We start from the raw sequence: 23368 nt of genomic DNA, 5'->3' as shown, positions 1-23368 counted from the left end.
TCCGGCGGGAGTTGAGGTCGCCACCGGATCTCCCTCGCCCGCAACACCGGGTCGTCCCTATCGCACGGATGACATGCTCGCGGCGGAGTCCTTCGGCAACGCCACCATCGATCCGACGGGGCGGTGGGCGGTGTTTGAACAACGCGCGCCCTACGACCAGGCGACGTCGTTCGAGTTCGGTCTCCGCAACCCATGGACCGTGAGCCGTCTGAAAGTGGTGGATCTGGCCTCGGGCCGGCCTGCTGAGAGCCTCCTTCGGCCGGAGGAGAGAGACGGCCACGTCCTGGGGCCCTGGTCGCCGTCCGGGCGCAGACTCCTGATCTTCCGTCTCAGAGATCACCGGTGGCAGGCCGGGGTCGTGGAAATGTCGGATCGGACGGTCCACTGGTTTTCCCTGTCGCCGGAGCTCTCTGTCTTCGGGGAGGCGGCGCAATGGCGTTCGGACGACGAGCTCCTGCTGCTGGTGAGACCCGATGGATCGTTGCCGCAATGGTTGGCCAGCGGTGCGCGAGGCAGGCGAGCGCTCGAGGCGCGCTGGCGTGCGACGGACGCCGGTGGACCGGCGCAGCGGACCTCCCTCGGCAGCGGCGCCTTCGCCGGCGACATGCCCCAGCCTCCGCAGAACCAGGCGGTCAGACTCGACGTTCGTTCAGGCATCGCCACCCCGCTCGCCGCAGGCTGGTTCTACGACCTCGAACTCTCCCCGGACGGAGATCGCCTGGCGCTGGTCGAGACCGCCACGGCGGCGACCTTCGACCCGACAACAGCGTTCGAGCCGCAGGCCATTGATCGGGAGCGAAGGCTTCGCATTGCCGACCTGCGGACGGGCGCCGTGACCTCGCCGCTGGGCGACGCCGATATCGCCCCGAGCCTGCTGGCCTGGTCGCCGGCCTCGGATCGTCTGCTGGTGTGGGCGCGCGGCGCCGAAGGATGGGAGGCCGGCGACCTTCTCGGCGTCGACCCGGACGGTGACGCCGTGCAGCGCTACGATCTCGGCGGTCTCAGGCCCTACACCGGCGGCGGGGTGGCCACATTCAACAGCGTCTATGCGGACTGGCTGGGAGACTGGCCTGTCCTCTTCGCCCACACCGCGACGGGCGAGCGCAACGACTGGCACCGGCTCGGACGCCAGGGCGCCGTCAACCTGACGGCGGCGCTCAGTCCGCCGTCCGTCGACATCGGGGCCATCGACGGGGAGCGGCTATTGCTGGTCGCCGGAGGCCGCCCTTGGGCCGTGACCGTCTCTGGCGAAGCCGCGCCGATGGTCGCTCCGACCGGCGTCGTGACCGGCTTCGACGGCGCAGGCTATCTGGAGTCGCAGCGACGCCAGCGGAACTCTCCACCCCGGCGGGGCTGGATGGCGGTGCGCCTGTCCGATGGTGCGATCGCCCGCCCGGACCTCGATCCTGACGTGATGGCGACGGGCGACGCCTTCGTCTCCGGCGTCTACGCCGGCGCCGACGGCGTCATCGTCCGCACCGTGGAAAACGGGGTCCAGACCTTGCGCCTTCAGCAGCCGGGTCGCCCCGACCGGACACTGTCGATGATCAACGCATGGATGGGAGAGATCGACTTCCCCGAGCCCGAACGGGTCCGCCATCGGGGGGCGGACGGCGTAGAGCGGTTCAGTTGGCTCTATCGCCCCCGGCAGTGGCGGGGGGAGAAGACGCCTCTGGTCGTTCTCTCCTACCCAGGCGGCCCTGCGGCCGCGCCGTCGGAACCCGCCGCGCTCAACGCCTGGGCCAACCCCCAGCTTGTCGTCTCCGGCGGATATGCAGTGCTGATCCCGATCGTGCCTCTCGACCGGGAGAAGGAGCCCGCGGAGGACTACGCTGAGGATGTCCTGGCGGTGGTCGACGCCGCCCTCGCGCAGTACCCGGATCTGGATCCGGACCGCGTCGCGCACTGGGGACACAGTTTCGGCGGCTATGCTGGGTTGGTCGCCGCCACGCAGACGGACCGGTTCAAGGCCATCATCTCCGTTGCGGGCCTGTCAGATCTTGCGACCGCCTGGGGCGAGTTTTCTCCCGCCAACCGGGACAATCCGGAGTTCGGACTCTCCTTGCGCCAGCGCATCGGATGGGCCGAGGAAAGCCAGGGGCGAATGCGCGCGCCGCCCTGGACCGCGCCTGACCTCTATGTCCGGAACAGTCCCCTGTTCGGCGCGGACCGGATCTCGGCACCGGTTCTTCTCGTCCACGGTGACCGCGATCTTCTGCCGAGCACCCAGTCCGAGATCATGTTCTCGGCGCTCTGGCGACAGAACAAGGATGCACGGCTTCTCACCTACTGGGGCGAGGGCCATCACCTCTGGAGCCCGGACAATATCCGGGATCTTTACACGGAGATCGTGGCCTTCCTCGACCGCACCCTCAGCTCGGGCGAGGTCCCGCCGGTACTCAGACCCCAGCCCCGATCGCCTCCCAGCGCCGGACCCAGCTCTCCATCACTGCCGCCATCGTGAAGTCCGGGACGCTGCCTTTCCAGAGCAGACGGTCAGGGTCGAGGAGGGCTTCCGTACGACCCCGGTCGATAAGTCCGCGCGCAGCGAGGCGACCCCCGAGCAGGTGGTCTCTCAGGAACGGAATGCTCGCGGCCGCCTGGCGCCCGAAGTAGGCGGTCATCTCACCCTTGGATCGCCTGTGCAGGATTTCGGGCGGCAGTCTGTCGGCGAAGGCCGCGCGCGCCAGCCTTCGATCGGCCCGACCGTCGTCGGTGAGGAGGGGAACGGACAGTCCGAGCGCCAGTTCGACAACGGGCTGAGCCAGAAGCGGATGGATCAGGTCGGCAGCCTCCGTTCGGCGGCACTGGCTCTGATAGGCCAGGCCCGCCGCCACGGATTCGATCTGGAGACGTTTGGCCGGCGGGACCGTTTCCAGCCCGCGTAGCCACGGATGCAGATCCCTTTCTGCATCGTGCGAAACGCTCTCCGGATTGAAGATGGACAGTCTGCGTGCCGACCGGTCGAGCGGAGCGCGTCGCGGTGTGCTCAGGGCGGTGCGCAGAAGGGACCAGGTCGATCGGCGTGTCCACCGCGCCAGTTGCGGTAGTGCGGGGCTGAACACAGCGCCGAGACCCCGCTCGCGAAGGACGTCGGTGAAGATGTCCGGAACCCCCATCTGGAAGAAGACCCCGTCGCCACCCTTCCCGGTCAGGAGGGCGTCGACGCCGGCCTCCCGGCAGGCTTCCGCGACGGCCGTGTCGAACGAGTAATCTCTTCCATTCACTCCGGGTCTGGGACCTCGAGCGGTGACCTCGAACCCTTCCGTCGTCATCGGCCTGATCGCGCGTTGAACGCAGTGCGGTTCGAAGCCGAGGCGATCTCCGAGGGTTCGAACGAACCGACGCTCGTCGCCTTCGGCGAACGGGCCGAACATGTTGAACCAGAGGTGCGGGGTCGCTCCCCCAGCCTGAAAGCCGCCGGCGACAATCGCAGAATCGAGCCCGCCGGACACTTCGACGCCCGGCCGTTCGATGACCTTGGCGAAGGCGGCGAGGCAGCCGTCGATCCGGCCTCTCAGCCAGGCTGCGGCTTCGCGGGGATCGGAGGTGACCGAGGCGGTGAAGTCTACCGGACGCCACAGCGGAGTCGTTCGCCGGGCGTTGAGATCGGTCAGGTCGCCGGCCTCGGCGACCCTGATCCCGATCAACGGACTGGCCGCGGTCGCATTGATGGGGTCGCGCAGCAGACCGCCCACCACGTCCCAGTCGATCTGGACCGGCGGCGCGGCGCTTTCCAGCAGCCAGTCGGAGAGTTCGGAGGTGACGACCTGGACACCTTCGTACCGCCAGGCCGCGCATTCATGGGCGCCGGAAGGGTCCCGCAGGATCTGGCGGACCTGGCCTCGCGGCGTCCTGAACATCCCGATGTACCGCCCCCAGTACCGCCGGATCAGGGCGCGTGCGCGGTCGGCGTCGTCGCCGTGCGTCGGGATAGGGGTTCGATCCCCGTCGAGGGCATCGAACAGGTCGCCGAGGACGAGCAGATGCTCGCCGGCGGGATGGTGGACCGCCAGGGGCCTCGGCCCCTTCGTGCCGAGCCACGCCTGCTCCATGACCTGGACCGGGACAAACCCTCGGGCCTGGGCTTCAGCCACAAGGCCTTCGGCGAGAGCAAGGTTGCTGGTGTCGGACCAGGCGAGATGCAGAAAATGCCCCACCTCAGACGACCATGATCGGGGTGTAGACGGCGACCCGGTCCGGCTCGTCGTCGAGCACCGCGTCGCCGACCTGCAGCCAGCAGTGGGCGGAAAATGGCCAGGTGCGAACCCCGAACACCCATCGCACGTCTCCGCCTGCGTCCCGGATCAAGGTCCTCAGCAGGTGCGCCCGGTAGAGGCAGGCGCCCTGTCCCGGCGCCCAAGGCAGGAGGCGCACGAAGGCCGCCGTCAGACGGGCGACCTCCTCTTCGGACAGGCTCGAGGAGGGGGAGCGCCGGCGGTGCGTGGCGAGCAGACTCGCGAGGGATCGGGATTCGAAATTCCGTCCCTCGCGCCACCAGGACCACCAGAACCGCGTGGTCGCAACCACATCGATCGCAGGCGACGGCGGCAGGGGAAGGGCTCGGGTCGGCGCCGGCGGCGCGACGGCCCGGGTCTCACCCGAGGGGCCGAGAAACCCGCCGTCCCGAAGTTGCTCCAGCACGGGTTCGGGGGCGACGATAAGGTCGCCACGGACTTGTATCACCGTTCCGGCGCCGGGCAGGCAGCTGTAAGCGTCCGTCCGTTCATCGAGCACAATGACGTCTTCATCGACGACAGCAAAATGCAGATGCTCCCAAAGGTGGGCGAGAGCGCTCCCCGGCTCGGCGACGAAGGGCGTGGGGGAATCGAAGGTCTGGTTCTCCATGAGGCACGCGCGCGGCGGCTGGGGACGAGCGCCGCAAAAGGCGTTCGTCCCCGAGGCCGTCAGGCCCCGCCGTCGTACGGCATTTCCTCGTGTTCGACGGGCGGGCCGATCACCGCGCCCCTCGTCAGAACAGTGACGGGACCGAGGTCGATCAGTCGGATCTGAGCGATGCCAGTCATGAGAGCCTCCAGGTTGTGAGGCCGCAGGATTGCGGCAGCCTATGGAGCCGCTCCGAAGCCGGCGGTCGCAATCTATATCTGTCGTGTATTTGAGCCTTGTCGATCGGACAGGAGCGAATGCACAAACGTCGCCGCGACGGCTGTCGGGCGACCGGTCATCCTCAATGTGGGGCAAGACGAGCGCCGCGAACGACGCTCGTCCCGGGCGATCAGGCCACGCCGTCGAACGGCGTCTCTTCGATCTCCAGCGGCGGCCCGACGATGGCGCCCCGGGTGAGGGCGGTGACGGGTCCGAAGCCGATCAGTCGGATCTGAACGGTGCTGGTCATGGTAGCCTCCATTCGCAAGTCGCCGCGGATTGCGGCAGGTCATGGAGCGCCCGCGGTGACCCCAGCGGCAATCTATATCTGTCGTGTATTTCAACTGCTGCGGCTCAGACCTCATCTTCCGGCGGTTTGCCCGCCAGACGGTCGCGGCCCGCGTCGAGCCAGGACTCGGTTTCCTCGCTCTTGGCCCGGTTCTCTTCCTCCAGCTTGCGGAAGGTCTCGGTGAAGGCCTCGATCAGGGCGCGGGGATCGAGCGTCAAAAGCCGGTCTCCCATCTTCCGGACGAACTCGCCCAGGGCGATGAGGAAGATCAGCATGAGCTTGCTGTCAGCCGTCTGACGCGCGAACTCGATCGAGCCGAGCGAAGGGCCGAGCAAGAGCGACCACGGGTCGCAGTTCGTCGCGACGGCGAACCGGTGAACGTAGTCGAGGTTCACCCGGCCAGCGCCGGCTTCAAAGTATTCGTAGGTGCGAAGCGGCAGGTTCATGGCGGTCGCCACCTGCTGGGCGGTCATGTTTCGGGCACGCCGCACCGTCCGCGCCGCCAGACCGATCAGCCGTGCATCACTCAACTTTTCTGGTGGATCGGAAAGCATAGGCGATTCGACCTTTCACCACTGAAGGTGCTGTGTTGGGTGTGTCGAATCAATGCAGGCGTGTGCGACTTTTTTGAATGGTTCCGGAGCGAGACGAAGAACCCGCAAGAAATCGGCGGGGCGCGCGCCAGAGCATGGCGGCCTGTCCGAAGAAGATTTTCGCAGACGAACTCGCCGGTCTGGGGAACGATGCTTGGGTGGACGATCAGGGGGCGGACCGGGGTCCGAGCAGATCGGAATCTGAACATGGCGCGTAATCGCGACCCGTTCACCCAGGCGCTGTCGTCTTTGCGTGAGCGTATTCATTCGGGAGCCCTGGCCGGCGGGTCGCCGGTCATTGTTCAGGACGAGGCCCGGCGGCTGCGCCTGTCGACCACGCCGATCCGAGAGGCTCTTGCTCGGCTGAGCGGAGAAGGACTGGTCGAGCGTGCGTCGACCGGCGGTTATGTCACCCTGCGGCTGGACGCCACCGCAGCCCGTGACCGTTGGGCGATGCATGGCCACTACGTCCGCATCGCCGTCGAGGTGAACCTGCGCGCCCTCGGAGCCGTGCGTCCGCCGGCGCCCGCTTACGAACACGGTCGTCCCATAGCGGCCGTGAACCGGCTGTTCGCGACCATCGTCTGCAGCGCCGGCAATCAGGCCTTGTGGGACGGATTTCAGAAGGTGAGCGGACAGCTCGATCTGGTGCGCCGCCATGAGGCGACCCTGTTTGACGATCTCTGTGACGAGGCGATAGGGCTCTATACCGCCTACAATGAGGAGGCCGCGCCCGCGTTCGCTGCGACCGTCGGGCGCTACCATGACCGGCGCATCGGGGCGGCTGGCGCACTGGCCGCTCTGGTCTTCGCCGGCGTCGGGCCTCGGGAAGAGGTGGCGCGAAGTGGGACGGAGTGAGGGGATCAGGCGGCCTCGATCACCAGGATCGTTGTGCGTGAGCAGCGGCGCTCGTGATAGGATTCCAGCAGACCCAGGAGCGCCGGGATCCGCCCGTCGACGATCACCTCCACCATGGTCCTTACGGTCGCGCCGTCAGTTTCTTCATGGATGCGCTCGGCCTTGAGAACGGCCTTGAGCCGGTCGACGACACGTTGATGGGCCAGCACAAGCGCGGCGTTGGTCGACTGGTTGATGATCGCGTCGAAAAGGGCCTGAACGCCGTCGAGCGGATCGACCGCAACGGCCGCCTTGCGCAAAGGTGTGAGCCCGCGGGGGTAGAGGGTCAGCGCGGCGTGGAGATAGGCGAGCTGGAGTTCGAACAGGTCGATGATCTCCGCCGGGCTCAGCGACGGGTAGAAGTAGCCGCGTCCGCGTCTGCGCTCGATGAGCCCTTGTCCCGCGAGACAGGCCAGGGCTTCCCGGACCGGCGTGGCGCTCAATCCCACCTCCGCCGCCAGCTCCGTCACCACGATCGGCTCGCCCGGAACAAACCGGCCCGCCTCGGCGAACCGCTTTAGAGCACCCAGAGCCGCTCCATAGGGGTCTCGTGGTTCGGAAGTCTGCATGACGCCCTCGACTGAACAATGGGCGGACCGGGAAACGGGGGGAGGCCGATCCGATTACACAAGTTAGTGCAGATATATTTGATGCAATGCAAGGTTATATTTTGACCGCCAATAGATTGCGTGTGACCCGCAACTTTTTTGCGGACGATCACCGAACTTCTTGCGTATTGGGAGCTTCGGAGGGCGTCGTTCTACTCCGGTCGTGTGATAGTCTGTCCAGAGACAGCAACTGGGGGGCGAAGCCGGTCCTGTTCCGCGATATCTGGCGTTCGCGCGGTCGGCCCAATGCCGACCCCCGCCCATTCAAGAGGACCGCGCCCGCATGACCCAACGTTTCGAGACGCAGATCCAGTTCACATGCCCGGATTGCCACGCCCTGGCGGTCACGAGCGCGGAGGTGCCCGAGCCGGACTGGAGCGCAGCCGAAAGCATGTCGGACCTGAACTCCGAGGGCGAAACCGAGGTCGAATGCCCCCACTGCGAAACCGTCTTTGAGGCCTATGTCGTGAACAGCGCAGGCAGTTGCGAGGTCAGGCTCAACGCCCATCCTGAGACGGCGGTTTCGGCGGATGTCGCCTTCTACTCTCCCGAGGAGGATTGGTCCGACTACGCTCTCCCGGAAAACCCGCTCTCAATCTGGGCGGAGTCGTTCGAGCAGGCGCAGGCCTATCTCGATGCCCACGGCTCGGACGACGGCGGCGCCCTGATCAATCGGATGGTCTTCTCTCAGCACGTTGCGGCTCTCGAAGCCTTCCTCGGCGACACGCTTCTCAAGGAAGTGCTGGGCGACGAGAAGCGTCTGGGGCGGCTTCTCGCCGGCGACAAGGAACTGGCGAAGGAAAGGTTCACCCTGGCGGAGATCCAGGAAAATCCCGGCCTGATCCGAGACAGGGTCGGGGCCTATCTGGCCGACATCCGCTACCACAACCTCGCGAAGGTCGACACGCTGTACCGGATCGCTCTGGAGGTCGAACTCCTCAAGGAGCAAACACAGAGGGAGAAGCTGTTTGTCGCGATTCAGCATCGTCACGACTGCGTCCATCGAAACGGCCGCGACAAGAACAACGAGAAGCTGACGGTCTTCACCAAAGCCTATGTGACCGAAACGGCTGAACTCTTTCGGGCCCTGATCGAGAGGGTCGACCTGGCGCTCTCGCCCTTTTGAGTGACGGCTGGGCGGCGCGCCGCTCCTGTCGGCGGTCCCGGTCCGTCGATCAGGTGCAAACGTTCGGCGCCCACGTCACCTCACCACGCACCCACGGCCTCGGTCGGCCATTCTCCGATGATCGCGCGTCGCCTGCACAACCGCGCCGCACGACGCCGGGAAGGGCTTCGCGCGAGCGGAATTCAGGGCCTCCGGATTGGCCGATCCGCTGCGATCGTGCGCGGGTTACGGCGCGCGACAACGATGATGTGCCGCAGGTCGGAAAGCTTATGCAGAAACCCTTGAATCCGTGGGCGGGATGCCACCGGGATCGTCGAGAGCACGACATCGAGAGGCAGTTCGAGGGGTGGGTAACCCGAGGCTTGTTGAGGGGCGTGGGTCTTGAGGACGACGCCGTGCGCCTGGCTCGCCGCCCAGGCCCCTTCAAGCAGTCCAAGCCAGTTCATGGACACCACGCGCCCTGTGCGGCCGGCCGCGATTTCCTTTACCCCCGCGGTCGCAAGCGCACGCATGCGCTCGCCCTCTTCGCCATCGACCGAGAGCCGATCATTCTGCGGCAGCTCTCGGACGTGTCCCAGGGTTCGTTCGATCAGGACGCCGGCGATCATCGGCTCCAGCGCCTGACGGACAGTGTCTTCAGAGGCGAGAACGCCGTGAGGCTCGAGCAACTGCAGTGCGAGCGCCAGCTCGGGAACGCGAGCCTGCATCATCGCGGTCCGCAGAGGCGCCAGGTTCGACGGATCGATCTTCAACGATCCGCCGATCAGTCGGATCGGCAATGTCCAGTAGGTTGAAGGAATGTGCTGGATGAGCGGGTTTGGTCCGCCGAAAGCATCGATCAAAAGGCGGATGTAACTCGGCCGGAGCGAGCCCTGCGCCGAGACGAAGGTTTCCGCCCAGGCGCGGAGGCGGGGCTGGTTTTCGGGGGTCTGGAGAAACTCCAGAACGCCCTCCTGCGCGAGGGTCCCGTAGAGGACATGGTCGCCTGCCTGCGGCGGGCAGCTCAACATCCGGGAGGCCACGAGGAATTCGGCGAACGACCGGTGCGGGAAATAATAGATGTCGCCGGCTTTCCGCTCCAGGAAGGCCCCGGCGAGATACTCCCGACGCTTGTGTTCGACCTCGTGCGCGTCTCCATCCGGCAAGTCCGCGAGAAGGTCCGATGGAATGACCTCCGCGACGAAGCTCGTTGCTGCGGCCCGATCTCTCCAAAGCCAAAAGGCGAGTTCGGCCAGGAAACGAAGTCGATCTTTCTCGCCGATGGGGGTGCGGGCGGGCTTCTCGGCCTCACGGCGCGCCAGCGACTGAAAGAACTCATCATAAAGCGACCAGCGCGACGGGCTTCGGCGCAGTCGGGTCAGATCCTGTTCGCGGTCCGCCGCCATTTCGGCGAGGATTTTCAGATGGACGGGGCGTCCGAAAACCGCAGGGTCCGCCGCCGCGAGTTCGGACACCTCCTGGCGACGCTTGTCGACCCACTCCGCATCCGCACCCCCATCGCCCGAGGTTCCGGCCTGATAGGCCAGAAAGCCGGCGATGAAGAGATCGCGCTCCGCGTCGCTGAAATCGGCGAGGCGGTACTCCCTGAACTCGGGCCAGCCCGGCAGCTTGCGCCAGCGATCCTGCGCAGGGATGCGCCCTTTCAGTACATAGTGGTGTTCGGCGTCGGTGGTGAATGCGGAGGGGCGGCCCAGCAGAACCACCTTCGCCCCCGGTGTGATGAGCTGATTGAACTGACCGACCTGCGCGCGGAACTCCGAGAAGGACATCGCGTGCTTCATCTCGTCGAAGCCGTCGAGGACGATCAGGAAACGGCCCTTGCTGTTGAAGTCCAGGAAGCGGGTGAAGTTGTATCCCCGGACATTGTGCTGACTCGTCAGCATCGCGCCGAGGAAGCCCTCCAGATCGCTGTAGCGGGACAGCCCGCCGAGCTTGATCAGGATCGGACGGCGAGCGCTGGGATCCGTCAGAGCCTGCGCCGCCTGCTGCGTCACGAGGCGTTTGGCGAAACTCGATTTGCCGGCCCCGTAACCGCCGAGGATCGCCAGCGGCGTGGGGTCTTCCGTAGCCAGCCATGCCACGACCTCGTCGATCAGACCGACGACCTCGCCTTCGGATTCGGCCATGTCGGCATCATACGCGACCTCGGCGGCTCGGGCCTCGATGTAGAACCGGCTGAGCCCGCCCTCCTCAAAGGCGGCCGCCATCGCCTGGGTGTGAGGTCGCAGGCCCAGCACCTCGTCTTCCAGCTCCCAGATCGTGCGGTGCCGCATCGGCGGGCGGGTATCGAGATAGGCCTGTGCGCCGGGAGCCAGACCGTGACGGGAGATGACCAGAAGCTTGGCCGGCCGCACTTCATCCAGAACCGTCTCATAGTCCGACCAGATTGCTTTGAGGTCGTCCCGATGGAGGGGGCGCGCGTAGTCCTTCGCCTCAAGGATGATCGTCTCGCGGCTTCCGAAGTCGTCTCGCTCGAAAACGCCGTCGACCTTCTTTCCAGCGATCAGGATCTCGGTGCGGCCGTTTCCGTAGAGACCGCTGAGGTAGTTCGCCGCCTCGTTCCGAAGAGCGGAGCCCGGGTTCCGGTTCTCATTCTGGATTTCGAACGCCGTCAAGACTTCCCCCGATCCGCCGGAGTGATTCCAGCGGCTTGAACGAGGGGCGATGATACCCGCATTGCGCGAGTGTTCCAGAGTCGTTCGCCTGCGCCAGGTGCGGTCGCGGACGTCTCGTGGAGCGAAGAAAGTCGTCTTGACTTGCCCTCTGGGCGCTGGTCTGGAGAGGGAAGGGCGACACCTCGAAGACGGGCCGACACGACTATGACGCTCGATATCCGGGGCAGCATCAAGAATACGAAGCTCAGTACGAACCCCTATGTTGTGTTCGAGGAACTGATCTCGAATGCCATCGACTCCTACCTGATCCGGAAGGATGCCGAGCCTTCGGCGCCGGCGCTCGATGTCCGTGTGGACGTGGTGTTCAGGACGAGCGATCTGTTCGGCGAGCTCGAGGTGATGTCGGTGCGCTGTCGCGACAACGGTTGCGGGCTCGGTGACGATCAGCTGAAGGCGTTCCTCACCAAGGACACGTCATACAAGGACGACCTGCACATCGCCGGGATCGGCAAGTGTAAGGGCGCGGGGCGCATTCAGTATTTCCACTACTTCGGTTCGCTATCGATCGAGAGCACGTTCAGGCGGGGCGGGGAGGCGATCCATCGTCGCATGGATTATGCCGAGCCGACCAAGCAGATCGATTTCGAGGACTTCTCGGAAACGCCCGGCGCTGAGACGGTTATCGGCACGGCGCTGTCGCTCGGCGCCTTCAAGGAGACGGCGCGGCCGCGCTTCGCGGGGGCGGCCCCCAGCACGCTCTTCTCCGCTGCAGCGCTGAAGCGTCAGATGCTCATGGCCTTCCTCCAGCGTCTCGTCGGGCTGGATGAACGCCTGGGGGATTTCGGCATCGCCTTTGTGACCCGCCATGGCGACGGCGACGCCAACACAGAAGTGCTGAAGCGGGCCGATCTTCCGAAAGTGACCGCGACACGGTCGGTAGAGGTCGAGGAGCGGAATCCGTCGACGGGCGAGGGGACCGGGGTCCATCAGACCTTCCGGCTCTCGCATTATCAGCTGGACGCCGCCGAGTTCGGCCTGCCCAGGAATGCGATCGCCTTCTGCGCCAAATCCTCTCCGGTGCAGGACATCACAGGCTATTACCTCCGTACGAAGACCGAGCAGAACAACCCTGTCGGCGGCTTTCACCACATCGTCCTCGTGGAGAGCGACTTCCTCGACCAACGGGTGAACGAACAGCGCGACGGCTTCGACGACATTCCCGCCGAGATCCCGACCACGGACCTCTTCGCCTCGGACCCCCTCTCCTACGCCGACATCCATGCCGCCATCGATCCCGTGATCGAGGAGATGGTCGTTCCGGCGGATTGGACGAAGGAGGTCGTGATCAAGGAGCTCACCGACCAGTTCGGTGTGAGCGAAGCCATGTTGGCCGACACCTCGACGCGCATCGTCTATGGCGAGCCGGCGCAGTCCGTGGTCGAGCGCGTGCTCAAGAAGTACCAGGAGCGGGTCATCGAGGAGACGGCGGAAATCTTCGACTTGAAGGAGGAGATCATCCGCGCCGAACCGGATTCCGAGGAGTTCCGTGCGAAGATCAACCAGCTGGCCTGGAAGTACACCTCGTCGCTCAAGAATTTCGACATGGCGAACCTGTCCCAGCTCGTCGTTCGCCGCGCCGCCATCGTGGAAATTCTCGCCCTGGCCTGCGGCAAGAACCTCGCCATGCAGTCGTTGGCGGATGGTGTCCGCCGCAAGGACGAACGGATCATTCACAGCATTTTCTTCCCGATGCGGCGGGACAGCACCGACGTCACCGATCACGACATCTGGCTGCTGAGCGAGGATTACCAGTACTACGACTACATCGCGTCGGATGTTCCGCTGGCCAGTATCGTCTGGGAGGGGGACGAGACCGTCTTCGAGGACGATATCGATCGCGAGTTCGCCAAGCTGTTGGTCGAGCGTTCCAATGACCATGCCGCGAAACGCCCCGATATCGCGCTCTTCAGCAAGGAGGGGTCGGCGATCATTGTCGAGTTCAAGGCGCCTGGCGTGTCGATGGACGATCACACCGGCGACCTGCGGGAGTACGCCCATCTCCTTGCGGCCAAGTCCGGCGGCAAGCTCAACCGTTTCTACTGCTATCTGATCGGCGACACGCTCAACCCGCTGCGGCTCGGCGAGACCTGGACCCAGTTTCCGACCGGCACGGGCTGGTTTTCCTCAGGTGAGCTCCGCGACCCGGTGGCCAGGCGACAACTGGGCGAGACCTATTCCGAAATCCTCTTCTACGACGACGTCGTCGCCAGGGCGAAAAAGCGCATCAGGGTCTATCAGGACAAGCTGCAGCTCTCGCTCAAGACTTGAACCCTTGGTGGAGCCGTGACCGATCCGGTCTCGACGCACGAGGTGGAAGGCGACGGCCTGACCGCTCGGATCGAGGCCCAAAGTAGAAGGGCCGCCTCGCGGCGGCCCTTGGAAGTCTGTTTAGACTCATTCCACGCCAGCCTTGCGGCTGGTAACGAACCCACGGAACGACGTGGCTGGAGTGCCGTGAATATGAGGTTTGTTTCCCGGTTCGTCAATGCGCCGGGCTGGAGCGGGGGCGTCGGCGCGTGACCAAGTCTATCACAGAATCCCTGAACGCCCTCATCGACGCCCTGCCGCAGCGACCCGACCAAGCCGTAATCGACCGTCTCCGAACGGACCTGTCGGTCGTCAGCTCGCAGCTTTTGAGCGGCGCCATCCAGGAGATCGCGGCGACCGCGAAAAAGAAGCTGCCGGAAGAACCGGCTGAGGGCGATATCCGCGACGCGATCTACCGAATCTACAATCGCAAGGTCGCTGAGCACGCTCAGATGTTCCCGATGTTCCACACGGTCGAGACCGCCCTGCGCGCGAGCCTCGCCGTCGAGCTGGAGACCCACTACGGCATCCAAGGTTGGTGGAACCCTGTACTCAAAGGGCTGATGTCGAGCGCGTGGGATCCCCGGTCGGTGACGCGCATCGGCAACGTCGACATCAACCGCGAGATTCCCTACCGAATGGGGCGAATCCTGCAGTCCCTGATCGACAAGAAGGTCGCGGTCACCAGCTTTCGCACCGGGAACGAGCTCCTGACAGCCTGCGACTTCGGACACCTCGTCTTCCTGATTGAGGACCACTGGTCGCTCTTCGCGCCCAAGTTCGTCTTCAAGGGGCAAATGGTTCCGAAGCAACTCGCGGTGACTTGGCTCGACCGCATCCGGGATGCGCGAAACGCCGTCTATCACCACCAGTCATTTGAAGGCGCGCCAGGGGCCTATGACGCGGGCGATTTCGTAACGCAATGCCTCGGTGTGAAACTCGCCAAGGTGCATCCGCTGATCGCCGGCGCGCCCTGCAAGCCGCCGCCCTACTTCCCTAAGCTGGTCGCGCCTCGACAGGCGGCGCCCTAACCGGCGCAGATCGAGACAACCACGGGTGACGCCCAATGAATATATGTCTTTTCGGCGGAGCGAATCTGACCGCTGCGCCGAAGAAGCCGGGGCACATCCTCCTGACTGCGCTCGGCGGGAGGATGACGGCATGCGCGATCAGCATATCTTGACGTCGAGTAGGGGGTCATCATGCGCGGATGGGATCGTGCGGATCAGACTTAGGGCGCCCAATTCGCAGAACGGACTTTTGGCGCAGGCTGCTGAGCGGAACTCCATGGCAATCGCCATCAGATCGTTCGTAGCGGCGGGCTAGAAACAAGCGTGCTCCGCTCAACATCTTCCCCGCGATCGCTGCCGAGCCATTGGCGTCTCTTGGCTCCAGATCTGAGGATCGCCGGACGTTCCCCGTCGTCCGAGCGCCCGCGCGAAAGGCCCTCTATCGAAATCCCACAGCCGTGCTGGGTCGAAACCGGCGCTCAACGCAAGACATGAGGTGTCGGTGTTCGTCCGGCGCCGAGGGCGGATGGCCCCCGGACTGCCCCGTCGGTCAATCTCGCAACGCATTCAGCAGCACCAGCAGGGAACTCGCGGTCATGGCGATTGCGGCCCCCAAGGGAGAAAGCAGGCCCAAAGCCGCCAGGGGCAGGACGATGATGTTGTAGGCGAGGGCGAGGACGACATTCTGGCGGATTTTGCGGCGTGTCTCGGCGGCCAGGCTTAGCGCCACGTCGACCTGTTCAAGACCCCCTTCGAGGATGACGATCGCCGCCGTGGCCGCGGCGGCCGGATGCGCCCGGGCCACCGAGACCCCGCAGGCGGCGGCGGTCAGGGCGGGGGCGTCGTTCACGCCGTCGCCGACGAAGAGCACAGGTCCTCTCGTGTTCCTGATCCTGTCGGCCTTGTCGGCGGGGGTGCAGCCCCAGTGGACCGCAGCGGCGTCCAGGCCGATCCGCTGCGCGACCGCCAGGGCCGGCCCGTCGGCGTCGCCGGTGGCCATGGCGACCCGCAATCCTCGCCGTTTGAGCTGCGCCACACCGTCGGCGGCGCTGGGGTCCAGCGCATCGGCGAGCAGAAGGTCGCCGACCGCGAGACCATCCACGGTGACCCGAAGACGGGTTTCTCCCTGCAAACTAGCGACGCCGCCGACATGGACGTGGGTTCCGTCCGCCAGCGTCGTCTCGGCGCCGCGATCCAGGCGTTGACCGCCGACGACGACCGCGTCGCCGATCGACGCGGCGGCGACGACGGCCTGCGCAAGGGGATGGGCGATGCCGGTCTCCGCACGCGCCGCCAGGTCCAGCACCTGCGCCACAGACCAGCCGGGGCAGGGGTCGACGGCGACCACCTCGAGGCGGCCCAGGGTCAGGGTCCCGGTCTTGTCCAGAAAGGCGGTGCGCAGCCCGGCCATGCGATCGACGACGCCGGGATCGGAAAACCGCAGACCGTGCCCGGCGGCCTTGGCCGAGAGCCGCGCCTGCGCCAGGGGCGCGGCCAGGGCCAGGGCGCAGGGGCAGGCCGCCAGGAGCACGACCAGGCCGCGCATCACCGCCTCGCCCCCGTCGGCCATAACCGCCAGCGTCGCTGCCGTCACCAGGACGGCCGCCAGGATCAGGCCCTGGGTCAGCGTGCCGGCCAGGCGCGCGATCCGGTCCTCGTCACCGCCGCGCGTCGCCAGTTCTAGGGCCACCCGTCCCCCCATCCGATCCACGTCGCGATCTCCGGCTTCGCGATCAACCGAGACTTCGATCATCCGGTCGAGATTGACGGCCCCCGCGCTGATGCGGTCTCCCGGAGTGATGGCGCGCGGCGCGGATTCGCCGTTCAGCACGGCCGAGTTCAGGCGGCTCTTACCGGTCAAGATCAGGCCATCGACGGTCGCTACGGCGCCGGCAGGGATCCGCACGAGATCGCCAAGACGGAGGCTGGCGCTGGGCGCCGCCTGCCAGCCGTCCGCCTCCCGCCAGACCAGGGCCGTGTCGTCGAACAAACGGCCCATCGCCACCACGCCCTGGGCGGCCCTGCGGCGGATATGGGTCTCGATCAGACGTCCGGTCAGCAGCAGGGTGATCAGCATGACCGCCGTGTCGAAGTAGACGTGGCGATCGCCGGCCCCCAGATGAACGAGCGAGGCCGCCACGGCGCCCAGAACGCCGAGCGTGACCAGGAGGTCTAGCCCGGGCGCGCGGAGACGCAGGGATCGGATCGCCATGCGGCCGATGTCCCAACCGCCATAGAGAAGCACCGGCGAGGCCAGCAGACCGCTGGCGATAGCCAGCCTCCAGCCGAGGTTCGCGCCGAGGCTCGGAGTCACATAGATCACGATCGCTGCGACCATCGCCCACATGCCGAAGGCCACCGACACGGCGAGCCTGAGCGTCAACTGGCGGATTTGACCGTCGAACCGGTCCACCGCATCCTGAGGGTCGGCGCGCTCGATCAGGCGATAGCCGGCCTGACGGACGACGGCGCGAAGATGAGCGGTATCGCAGCGCTGTGTGTCCCATCGCACCAGGGCCGAGGCGGAAAGGTGGTGGACCCGGGCCAGGAGGACGCCGTCGGTTTCGCCAAGCCGACGCTCTAGACCGCGCGCGCACCCGCCGCAGAAGAGGCCGTCCACGGCGAACAGCTGCTGGCGGGGGTCTGCGCTCAAGGCCGGGCGCGAGCGGCCGGTTCAGGCGTGCCCACCCCGATCAGACGGCCCTGGTAGGTGCGCCCGTAAAACGTCTCCTCGCCGCTGTGGTTCTTTTGGGCCGTCTCCTGCACTGTCCCGGTCTGGCGGGGATCCTTGGGGCGCTCGTGGCTGTTGATGAAGGCGGCGACGTCCCAGGCCTGCTGGTCTGTGAGACGATCGCTCTGGCCGAGCGGCATATTGGCCTTGATGAAGCCGGCGGCGGTGTTCACCCGCGCCATGCCGGCGCCCCAGTTATAGGACCGCGGGCCCCAGAGCGCCGGGAAGACCGGCCGTCCATTCAGGTCGTACTGCCCCTGGCCGTCCGCACCATGGCAGGTCGCGCAGTTGGCGGCGTAGACCCGGCTCCCGCGCGCCGGGTCGTAACCCGCCGCGGTCTTTTCAAGCTCCGGATAGCCGGCGCCCTCCAAGTCTTGGCCCGTCGGGGCTCCGGTGGCGAGCCAGTGCATATAGATTTGCAGGTCCTTGTAGACGTCGTGACCGGCCGGCGGCGGGCCGCCGGTCGGCGAATGCTGGGCGTTCATCGAATAGGTGAAACAGCCCTTCACCCGATCTTCCATGGTGTTGATCTGCTTATTCTTGGAACGGTATTTGGGATAGACGGTCCAGGCGGCCCACATGGGCGCCGAGTTGGCCCGTCGACCGCCGTCGAGGTGGCAGTTCGAGCACGAAAGATTGTTGCCGACAAAATCCGAGGCATTGGCCGAGGTGTTCATGAAGATCGCCTGGCCGCGCCGGATCGCATCGCCTTCCGGCCCGTCGGGGATGGCGCTGTCCGGCGGCGGCTGGAACAGGGCTGCGTGGACGTTCCTGTCGCCGTCGGCCTCGCCAGCCTTGCGATCCCGCAGCCAGCCCGCGTCAAAGGCGTAGGCGGCGATGGCGAACAGGGCGAAGCCGCCGCCGACGGCATAGATCACGTCACGGGCGAACCGGCCCTTGGCGGGCCGATCCTGCGGTGCGGGAGGCGGAGCGTCGTCATCCATGGTCATCGCCTTTCATCATCGGAAGCGGCCGGCACCGGCGGAAGGGTCGCCAGATAGTCGGCGATCGCGCGTCGGTCCGCGTCGGACAGATTGCGTGCGACCTCGTTCATCAGCTGGACGTCAGAGTTGTCGCGCTGCCCCCCGACCCAAGCGGCCAGCTGCGAGGCCGTATAGGCGGGATGCTGGGCCGCCAGGGAGGGGAAGTTCGGCGCCACGCCGAAGCCCGAGGGGCCATGGCAACTGAAACAGGCGGGAAGGTTCTTGGACCAGTCGCCATACAGCGCCAGCTGCTCGCCACGCTTCAGTCCGCCGCCAAGCTCCGGCCGCGCTGTGGAGGGCGTGCGCAGGGCCGAATAGTATCGCGCGAGGCCGCGTCGGTCGGCGTCGCTCAGGGCGCCGGCGACGGTCTGCATGGTCTCATTGCGACGGCGGCCCGAGACATAGTCCTGCAGCTGTTTGACGATGTAACCCTCGGGCAGACCTGCCAGTCGGGGCACGTTGGCGCCGCCCTCGCCGGCGGCGCCGTGACAGGAGGCGCAGGCCCAGGCTTCGCCTCGGCCCTCTGTGACCAGACGCATCACGCCAGGATCGTCGAAACTGAAGATCCGGACAGGTCCGACCGGAGGTTGAGGCGCCAATCCGGGATCGACGACCCGAGCCAGCTCCTCGCCTCCGCGCCAGGCCCCGCGGCCGGGGAAGCGGTCGCGCTGCGCCGTCACGAAGGCGGGCGTGATCTCTTGGTCATCGCCGCCCCAGGTCTGGCGGACATGGGTGGCGACCCGCGCCAATTGGGCGTCGGACAGCACGCTTGCGAAGCTCGGCATATGGCCGTCGAAGACCTTGCCGCCGACATCGATCGGGCCGTCGATCCCATGCAGCAGGATCTGCACGATGACGGCCGGATCGGCGGCGACGAACCGGGATCCCGCCAGCGGCGGGATGGCGCTGCGCACGCCCACGGCGTTGGGCTGATGGCAGGTCGAACACCGCGCCTCGAAGACCTGAGCGCCGCTGTTCAAGGCGAGGGCGGGGATGTCCTCGATCTGCTCGGCGCGTTCTTCTCGCCCGACGCTGACCGCCTGGGCGTTGTCCCACAAGGTGACCGCGCCCCAGATCGCCAGGGCGATGGCGATCCAGTAGACCGGCAGCGGAATGCGCCGGAATTCCTCGTAGGGTTCGAAGGCCTCGTCCGGTTCGCGGGGCCGAGGGGCGTCAGGCGGCCTTTTGCGGATCATTTCGGCTCGCCCTTTTCGCTGTATCCGTCGTCGCGGACGGCCGTGGGCGGGGCAGGGAAGGTCCGGTCCAGGCTGCGCAGATAGGCCACGAGGTCGCGCGCCTGCGGTCTGGCCACGACGACCTTGCCCTTGGGCGCATAGCGTTCCGGCAGCGCAACGACAACGTCGCCCGGCGCCGCCTTGTCCTTGACCTCGAACAGATAAGGATAGGCCGGCATGATGCTCCAGTCGTAGATCGCGCGCGGCTGATAGAGGTGGGTCATGTGCCAGGCTTCGCTCGGCAGTCGCGCGCCCACATTCTGGAGATCCGGCCCGGTGCGCATGGTGCCCAGTTGATGGGGCTGGTCGTAGAAATAGTCGGAGGCCACCGCGGCCCGGCCCCAGCCGCGTTCGCTGTCCGGCGCCTGGTCCAGGGCGCGGGGCTGCTGGCTGTGACAATAGACGCAGCCTTCGGAGACATAGGCCGCCCGTCCCCGAAGCTCCGCCTCCGTGTAGGGCAGCAGACCCGGCGTGGGCGCTTGCTCGCGGATCTGGATGCCGGGAAGGATGACCAGCATCAGGGTGGCGAAGGCCAGGATGGCGAGGGCGAGGACGCCCAGAGGAATGACGCGGTTCATGCTGTGGTCGCCGGAACGGTGTCGGTGGGGACGGCCCCGGCCTGGGGCGCGCGGCCCTTGGCCAGCAGGGCTATGAAATGGCCCGCGAAGATGAGGTGACCCAGGGTCATCAGCCCGCCGCCGACAGACCGGGCCTCAAGATAGGGCGCCAGGACGGTGACGCTGTCGGCGAAGGCGCGCGTCGCGTCCAGCATGGCCAGACCCTGCAGCACGCCGCCGATGGTCAGGGCGAAGAAGTAGATGGCGAAGCCGATGACCACGAGCCAGAAATGGGCCTTGATCAGGGCCGGTTCGGGCCACTGCCGTCCCGTCAGTCGCGGGCCCATGTGGTAGACCGCGCCGAACAGTATGAAGGACACAAAACCATAGGCGCCGAGATGGGCGTGCCCGACCGTGTATTGGGTGAAGTGGGTCACGGTATTGATCGTGCGCAAGGCTTCGATCGACCCCTGGAAGGACGCCAGGGTATACATGACCGCCCCCAGCGAGATGAACCGCAGAGGGACCGAGGCCTTGAAGGCCCACAGGTTGCGGGCGACCGTGACGTGCTGGTTGATGGCCACGGCGATCACCGGAACGAACATCATCACACTGTGGACGATCGACAGGGTCACCACCCAGGTCGGCACCGGACCGCCGATCAGATGGTGGATGCCGACCTGACTGTAGAACAAGGCGAGCGCCCAGAAGCCGAGCAGCGACAGGCTGTAGGAGTAGATGGGTTTGCCGATGATCTTGGGAATGAAATAATAGGCCGCGCCAACGCCCAGCGGGGTCAGCCAGAGCCCCAGGACATTGTGGGCGAACCACCAGTTGACCGTCGCCTCCTGCACGCCCGAATGGATGCCCGGCAGATTGGCGATGAAGAACAGAATGGGGAACCAGCACAGCGCCCCGAGATAGTACCAACCGGTCACATAGATGTGGTCCACGTTGCGCCGTAGTGCTGTGTGGAGAAGCGGCCAGACGAAGAAGGCCCCGGCCAGGGCCAACAGCCCATCGATCTGCCAGGGGATCTCCAGCCATTCCTCGCCATCCGTCCAGCCCGAGGCGATCGCCAGAGCGCCGCAGGCCACGGCGATGTTCCAGAGCACGGCCCCGATCACAGGCAGTCGGGGATGTCGCAGCTCCGTATGAAAGATGCGCGGGGCGATCCAGAGCGCCACGCCGATGCCGGTCATCGACAGCCAGCCATAGATCACGAGATTCAGATGAAGCGTGCGGACCCGGCCAAAGGTCAGCGGCGCGACGTCCGTCAGCCAGTCCGGCCAGTGCAGCTTCAGCGAGGCCATCAGGCCGAAAATGGAGCCGATGACCAGCCAGGTGATGCCGCTGCCGATCAGGATCATCACGGGGCGGCGCGAGACCGCATCGATGCCCTCGCGCTCGGTGTCATAGTGATGCGGCCCGACGGACTGGGTGTCCTCGCCGGCCATCGTCGCATCGTCGGGCGTGCCCGCCTCGCCGGGCGTGAAGACGGTGTAGGCCTGGCCCTGGTGTAGTTGGAGCTGCCGGTTCGTCACCGCCCAGATCAGAAAGGCGAGGGCCAGCAAGGACACGAGGAAGCTGAGCGCCAGCAGGAGGCCGATGGTCAGCGACATGGGGCGAGGACTCTGTCAGAAGGCATAGGTCACGTCCACATAGCCGTAGGTGGTGTCGGCGGTCGCCGGCGCGTTCGGGGCATCGGTCAGGGCGCCGCCCTTGAAGAGCCGGGCGCCGCCGGTCTCCAGAGTGACGTCGGGGGTCAGCTTGTAGCGGACCCGCGCCTCGATCTGAGTTCCGCCAAAGCGGCCGCTGTCGCTCGACGGGTCGATGACCCCCGTCGCGCCCAGACTGTCGCGCGCGTCTTCCAACCACAGGCCCCGCACCGCGACGAAGCCGTCCAGCTTGCGGTCGGGCTTTACCTCGAGGCGAACGCCGGGCGACACGAGGTTGGCGCGCGAGACCGGGCCGTAGAGACCGGCGGGGCCGAACTCGAAGCGGCGTGCGCCGTACAGGGTGTCGAACCGGCCATAGTCGCCCCGTCCCCCATCGCCCGTGACATTGTCGAACTGGGCGGCGAGTCTCGGCGACCAGTCGTGGGCGAAGGTACGTCCCGCCTCCAGATGAATGAAGCCCGCCCTGACATCCACATCCTGGGTGTCTGCGGGCGAGGCCGAGCGCCGGACCTGACCGACCTGGGCCGCCGCCTCGACCTCGACATCCCACGCCCCGGCCGCCGGCGAATGGCGCCAACGGACGCCGGGCGTCGCCAGCCGGCGGTTTCGGGTCTGCTGGTCCGCGTCATCGCTTTCGGTCAGGCCGTAGACATAGAGGTCGAGCGACCGCCGCTGGCCGAGGTCGCGAGTCCAAAACAGGCCGGCGAACTGCAGGTTGGAACTCTCTCGATCCCACGCGATCCGATTGTCCTCGATGGCGGCCCTGTCGTCCGGCAACCGCACCTGCGGCATGACCCAGAAGGCCGTCAGCGCGCCGTCGGCCAGGGGCGTGTCGAAACGGGCGCCGGTATAGGCGTTGGTGGTGTTGCGAAAATTCTGGCGAGAAACGAAACGCTTGGAACCCAGATCCATGGTGAAGCGGCCGAGTTTCAGTGTCCGCTCACGTCGCGCGCCGAGACGGATCTTGGCGTAGGCCTGAACCAACTCCAGCGCATTGACCTCGCCAACGCCGACCGACGACAGCGGACCTTGCCCGAACGCCCGCGAATCGAACACCTCGCCCGAACGTCACGTGACCCACATCCCGCTCGACGGCCAGCGTCAGCCGCGTCGTCAGGACGGCGTCGCTTGGCTCCGCCATCGGACAAAACTGGCCTGACAGCGTCTCTCCCCGCGCGCGCGCCGATCCGGAGACGCGCCAGCTATCCTGGGCGTCCGTGGGTTGCCCGGCGGCGGCGATCGCACCGCTCATGAGGAGGCCCATCAGCACCGGACAAGCGTTCCCGTGGTTGGCGCGGGCCTCTTGATGTCTCCCATCGTCGTTTCCTGCTGCGTTTTGTCGCAACAGGCCGGGCCAAGCTTAAGCCAGCCTTAAGGTGATTGCGACGGCATCCGCCGCCCAAACCAGCGGTCCACGCGATCGGCGTAGGCGGACCAGGCTGGCCCGAAGAGGGCCGTCAGGTGTCGGTCCTCGCGCCGGATGGCGAGGCGGTCAGCGGAGAAAGAGGCGGCGGGCGCGGCCACCAACAAACACGCAGTGTCGGAGACGACGGCGGAGCCGAACCACAGCAG

16 protein-coding genes and 1 pseudogene are annotated in these 23368 nt (G+C 66.3%); 5 read left to right on the top strand and 12 right to left on the bottom strand.

The genetic code is table 11. The features are described 5' to 3' along the window. Positions 1-73 precede the first annotated feature (73 nt). Complete coding sequence (locus tag ER13_RS01615; RefSeq protein ID WP_035305709.1) at positions 74-2464, top strand: prolyl oligopeptidase family serine peptidase; 2391 nt, start codon at positions 74-76, stop codon at positions 2462-2464. Here ER13_RS01615 and ER13_RS01610 read toward each other — a convergent pair. From ER13_RS01610 to ER13_RS01600, 3 genes are all read right to left on the bottom strand, one after another. Continuing rightward, positions 2400-4097 (bottom strand): asparagine synthase-related protein, encoded by a 1698-nt coding sequence (locus ER13_RS01610; RefSeq protein ID WP_183218350.1) that lies wholly within the window; start codon positions 4095-4097, stop codon positions 2400-2402. The genes ER13_RS01615 and ER13_RS01610 overlap by 65 nt on opposite strands. A 64-nt stretch (positions 4098-4161) precedes the next feature. After that, positions 4162-4848, bottom strand: coding sequence for a lasso peptide biosynthesis B2 protein (locus ER13_RS01605; RefSeq protein ID WP_052004694.1), 687 nt, complete (start codon positions 4846-4848; stop codon positions 4162-4164). Between the two features lie 612 nt (positions 4849-5460). Further along, the gene (locus ER13_RS01600) at positions 5461-5925 is read right to left on the bottom strand and encodes a helix-turn-helix domain-containing protein (protein WP_155988049.1); all 465 of its coding nucleotides are present in this window, start codon (positions 5923-5925) and stop codon (positions 5461-5463) included. Between the two features lie 270 nt (positions 5926-6195). Between ER13_RS01600 and ER13_RS17545 the strand changes: the two genes are divergently transcribed. Beyond that, positions 6196-6846, top strand: a complete 651-nt coding sequence (locus tag ER13_RS17545; protein ID WP_052004693.1) for a GntR family transcriptional regulator — start codon at positions 6196-6198, stop codon at positions 6844-6846. A gap of 5 nt (positions 6847-6851) precedes the next feature. On the opposite strand, the gene ER13_RS17540 is transcribed toward ER13_RS17545, so the two are convergent. Further along, complete coding sequence (locus tag ER13_RS17540; protein WP_081836073.1) at positions 6852-7454, bottom strand: GntR family transcriptional regulator; 603 nt, start codon at positions 7452-7454, stop codon at positions 6852-6854. A gap of 397 nt (positions 7455-7851) precedes the next feature. Here ER13_RS17540 and ER13_RS01585 point away from each other — a divergent pair, with 397 nt between their 5' ends. Beyond that, complete coding sequence (locus tag ER13_RS01585; RefSeq protein WP_147399892.1) at positions 7852-8619, top strand: hypothetical protein; 768 nt, start codon at positions 7852-7854, stop codon at positions 8617-8619. A gap of 182 nt (positions 8620-8801) precedes the next feature. Here ER13_RS01585 and ER13_RS01580 read toward each other — a convergent pair whose 3' ends face one another. Continuing rightward, entirely contained in the window at positions 8802-11234 is a 2433-nt protein-coding gene (locus ER13_RS01580) for an NACHT domain-containing NTPase (RefSeq protein WP_035305704.1), read from the bottom strand. Between the two features lie 204 nt (positions 11235-11438). On the opposite strand from ER13_RS01580, the gene ER13_RS18925 reads away from it, so the two are divergent. Together ER13_RS18925 and ER13_RS01570 are read left to right on the top strand one after the other, a co-directional pair. After that, the gene (locus tag ER13_RS18925; RefSeq protein ID WP_035305702.1) at positions 11439-13562 is read left to right on the top strand and encodes an ATP-binding protein; all 2124 of its coding nucleotides are present in this window, start codon (positions 11439-11441) and stop codon (positions 13560-13562) included. A 248-nt stretch (positions 13563-13810) separates the two neighbouring features. Continuing rightward, positions 13811-14632, top strand: a complete 822-nt coding sequence (locus ER13_RS01570; RefSeq protein ID WP_035305698.1) for a hypothetical protein — start codon at positions 13811-13813, stop codon at positions 14630-14632. Positions 14633-15161: 529 nt separating this feature from the next. Here ER13_RS01570 and ER13_RS01565 read toward each other — a convergent pair. The 7 genes and pseudogenes from ER13_RS01565 to ER13_RS18920 all read right to left on the bottom strand — a co-directional run. Further along, positions 15162-17264 (bottom strand): cation-translocating P-type ATPase, encoded by a 2103-nt coding sequence (locus ER13_RS01565; RefSeq protein WP_035305696.1) that lies wholly within the window; start codon positions 17262-17264, stop codon positions 15162-15164. Then, positions 17261-18286: a c-type cytochrome gene (locus ER13_RS01560; RefSeq protein ID WP_052004688.1), complete on the bottom strand. Its 1026-nt coding sequence runs from the start codon at positions 18284-18286 to the stop codon at positions 17261-17263. The genes ER13_RS01565 and ER13_RS01560 overlap by 4 nt, the downstream gene beginning before the upstream one ends. A 2-nt stretch (positions 18287-18288) precedes the next feature. Next, entirely contained in the window at positions 18289-19521 is a 1233-nt protein-coding gene (locus ER13_RS17535; RefSeq protein ID WP_052004686.1) for a c-type cytochrome, read from the bottom strand. Next, positions 19518-20138, bottom strand: coding sequence for a cbb3-type cytochrome c oxidase subunit II (locus ER13_RS01550; protein ID WP_035305693.1), 621 nt, complete (start codon positions 20136-20138; stop codon positions 19518-19520). The genes ER13_RS17535 and ER13_RS01550 overlap by 4 nt, the downstream gene beginning before the upstream one ends. Continuing rightward, a complete protein-coding gene (locus ER13_RS01545) occupies positions 20135-21739 on the bottom strand; it encodes a cbb3-type cytochrome c oxidase subunit I (protein WP_035305690.1) in 1605 nt (534 codons plus the stop codon). The genes ER13_RS01550 and ER13_RS01545 overlap by 4 nt, the downstream gene beginning before the upstream one ends. A gap of 15 nt (positions 21740-21754) precedes the next feature. Further along, on the bottom strand, positions 21755-22852 hold the full coding sequence (locus tag ER13_RS01540) for an alginate export family protein (protein WP_052004684.1): 1098 nt from the start codon (positions 22850-22852) through the stop codon (positions 21755-21757). A 315-nt stretch (positions 22853-23167) separates the two neighbouring features. Next, positions 23168-23368, bottom strand: a pseudogene (locus ER13_RS18920) (isoprenylcysteine carboxylmethyltransferase family protein); the annotation flags it as partial.

It is taken from the genome of Brevundimonas sp. EAKA, assembly GCF_000698025.1.
Lineage (GTDB): Bacteria > Pseudomonadota > Alphaproteobacteria > Caulobacterales > Caulobacteraceae > Brevundimonas > Brevundimonas mediterranea_A.
Note: the sequence above shows the minus strand (reverse complement) of the source record. Positions and strands in the feature narration are given on the sequence as shown.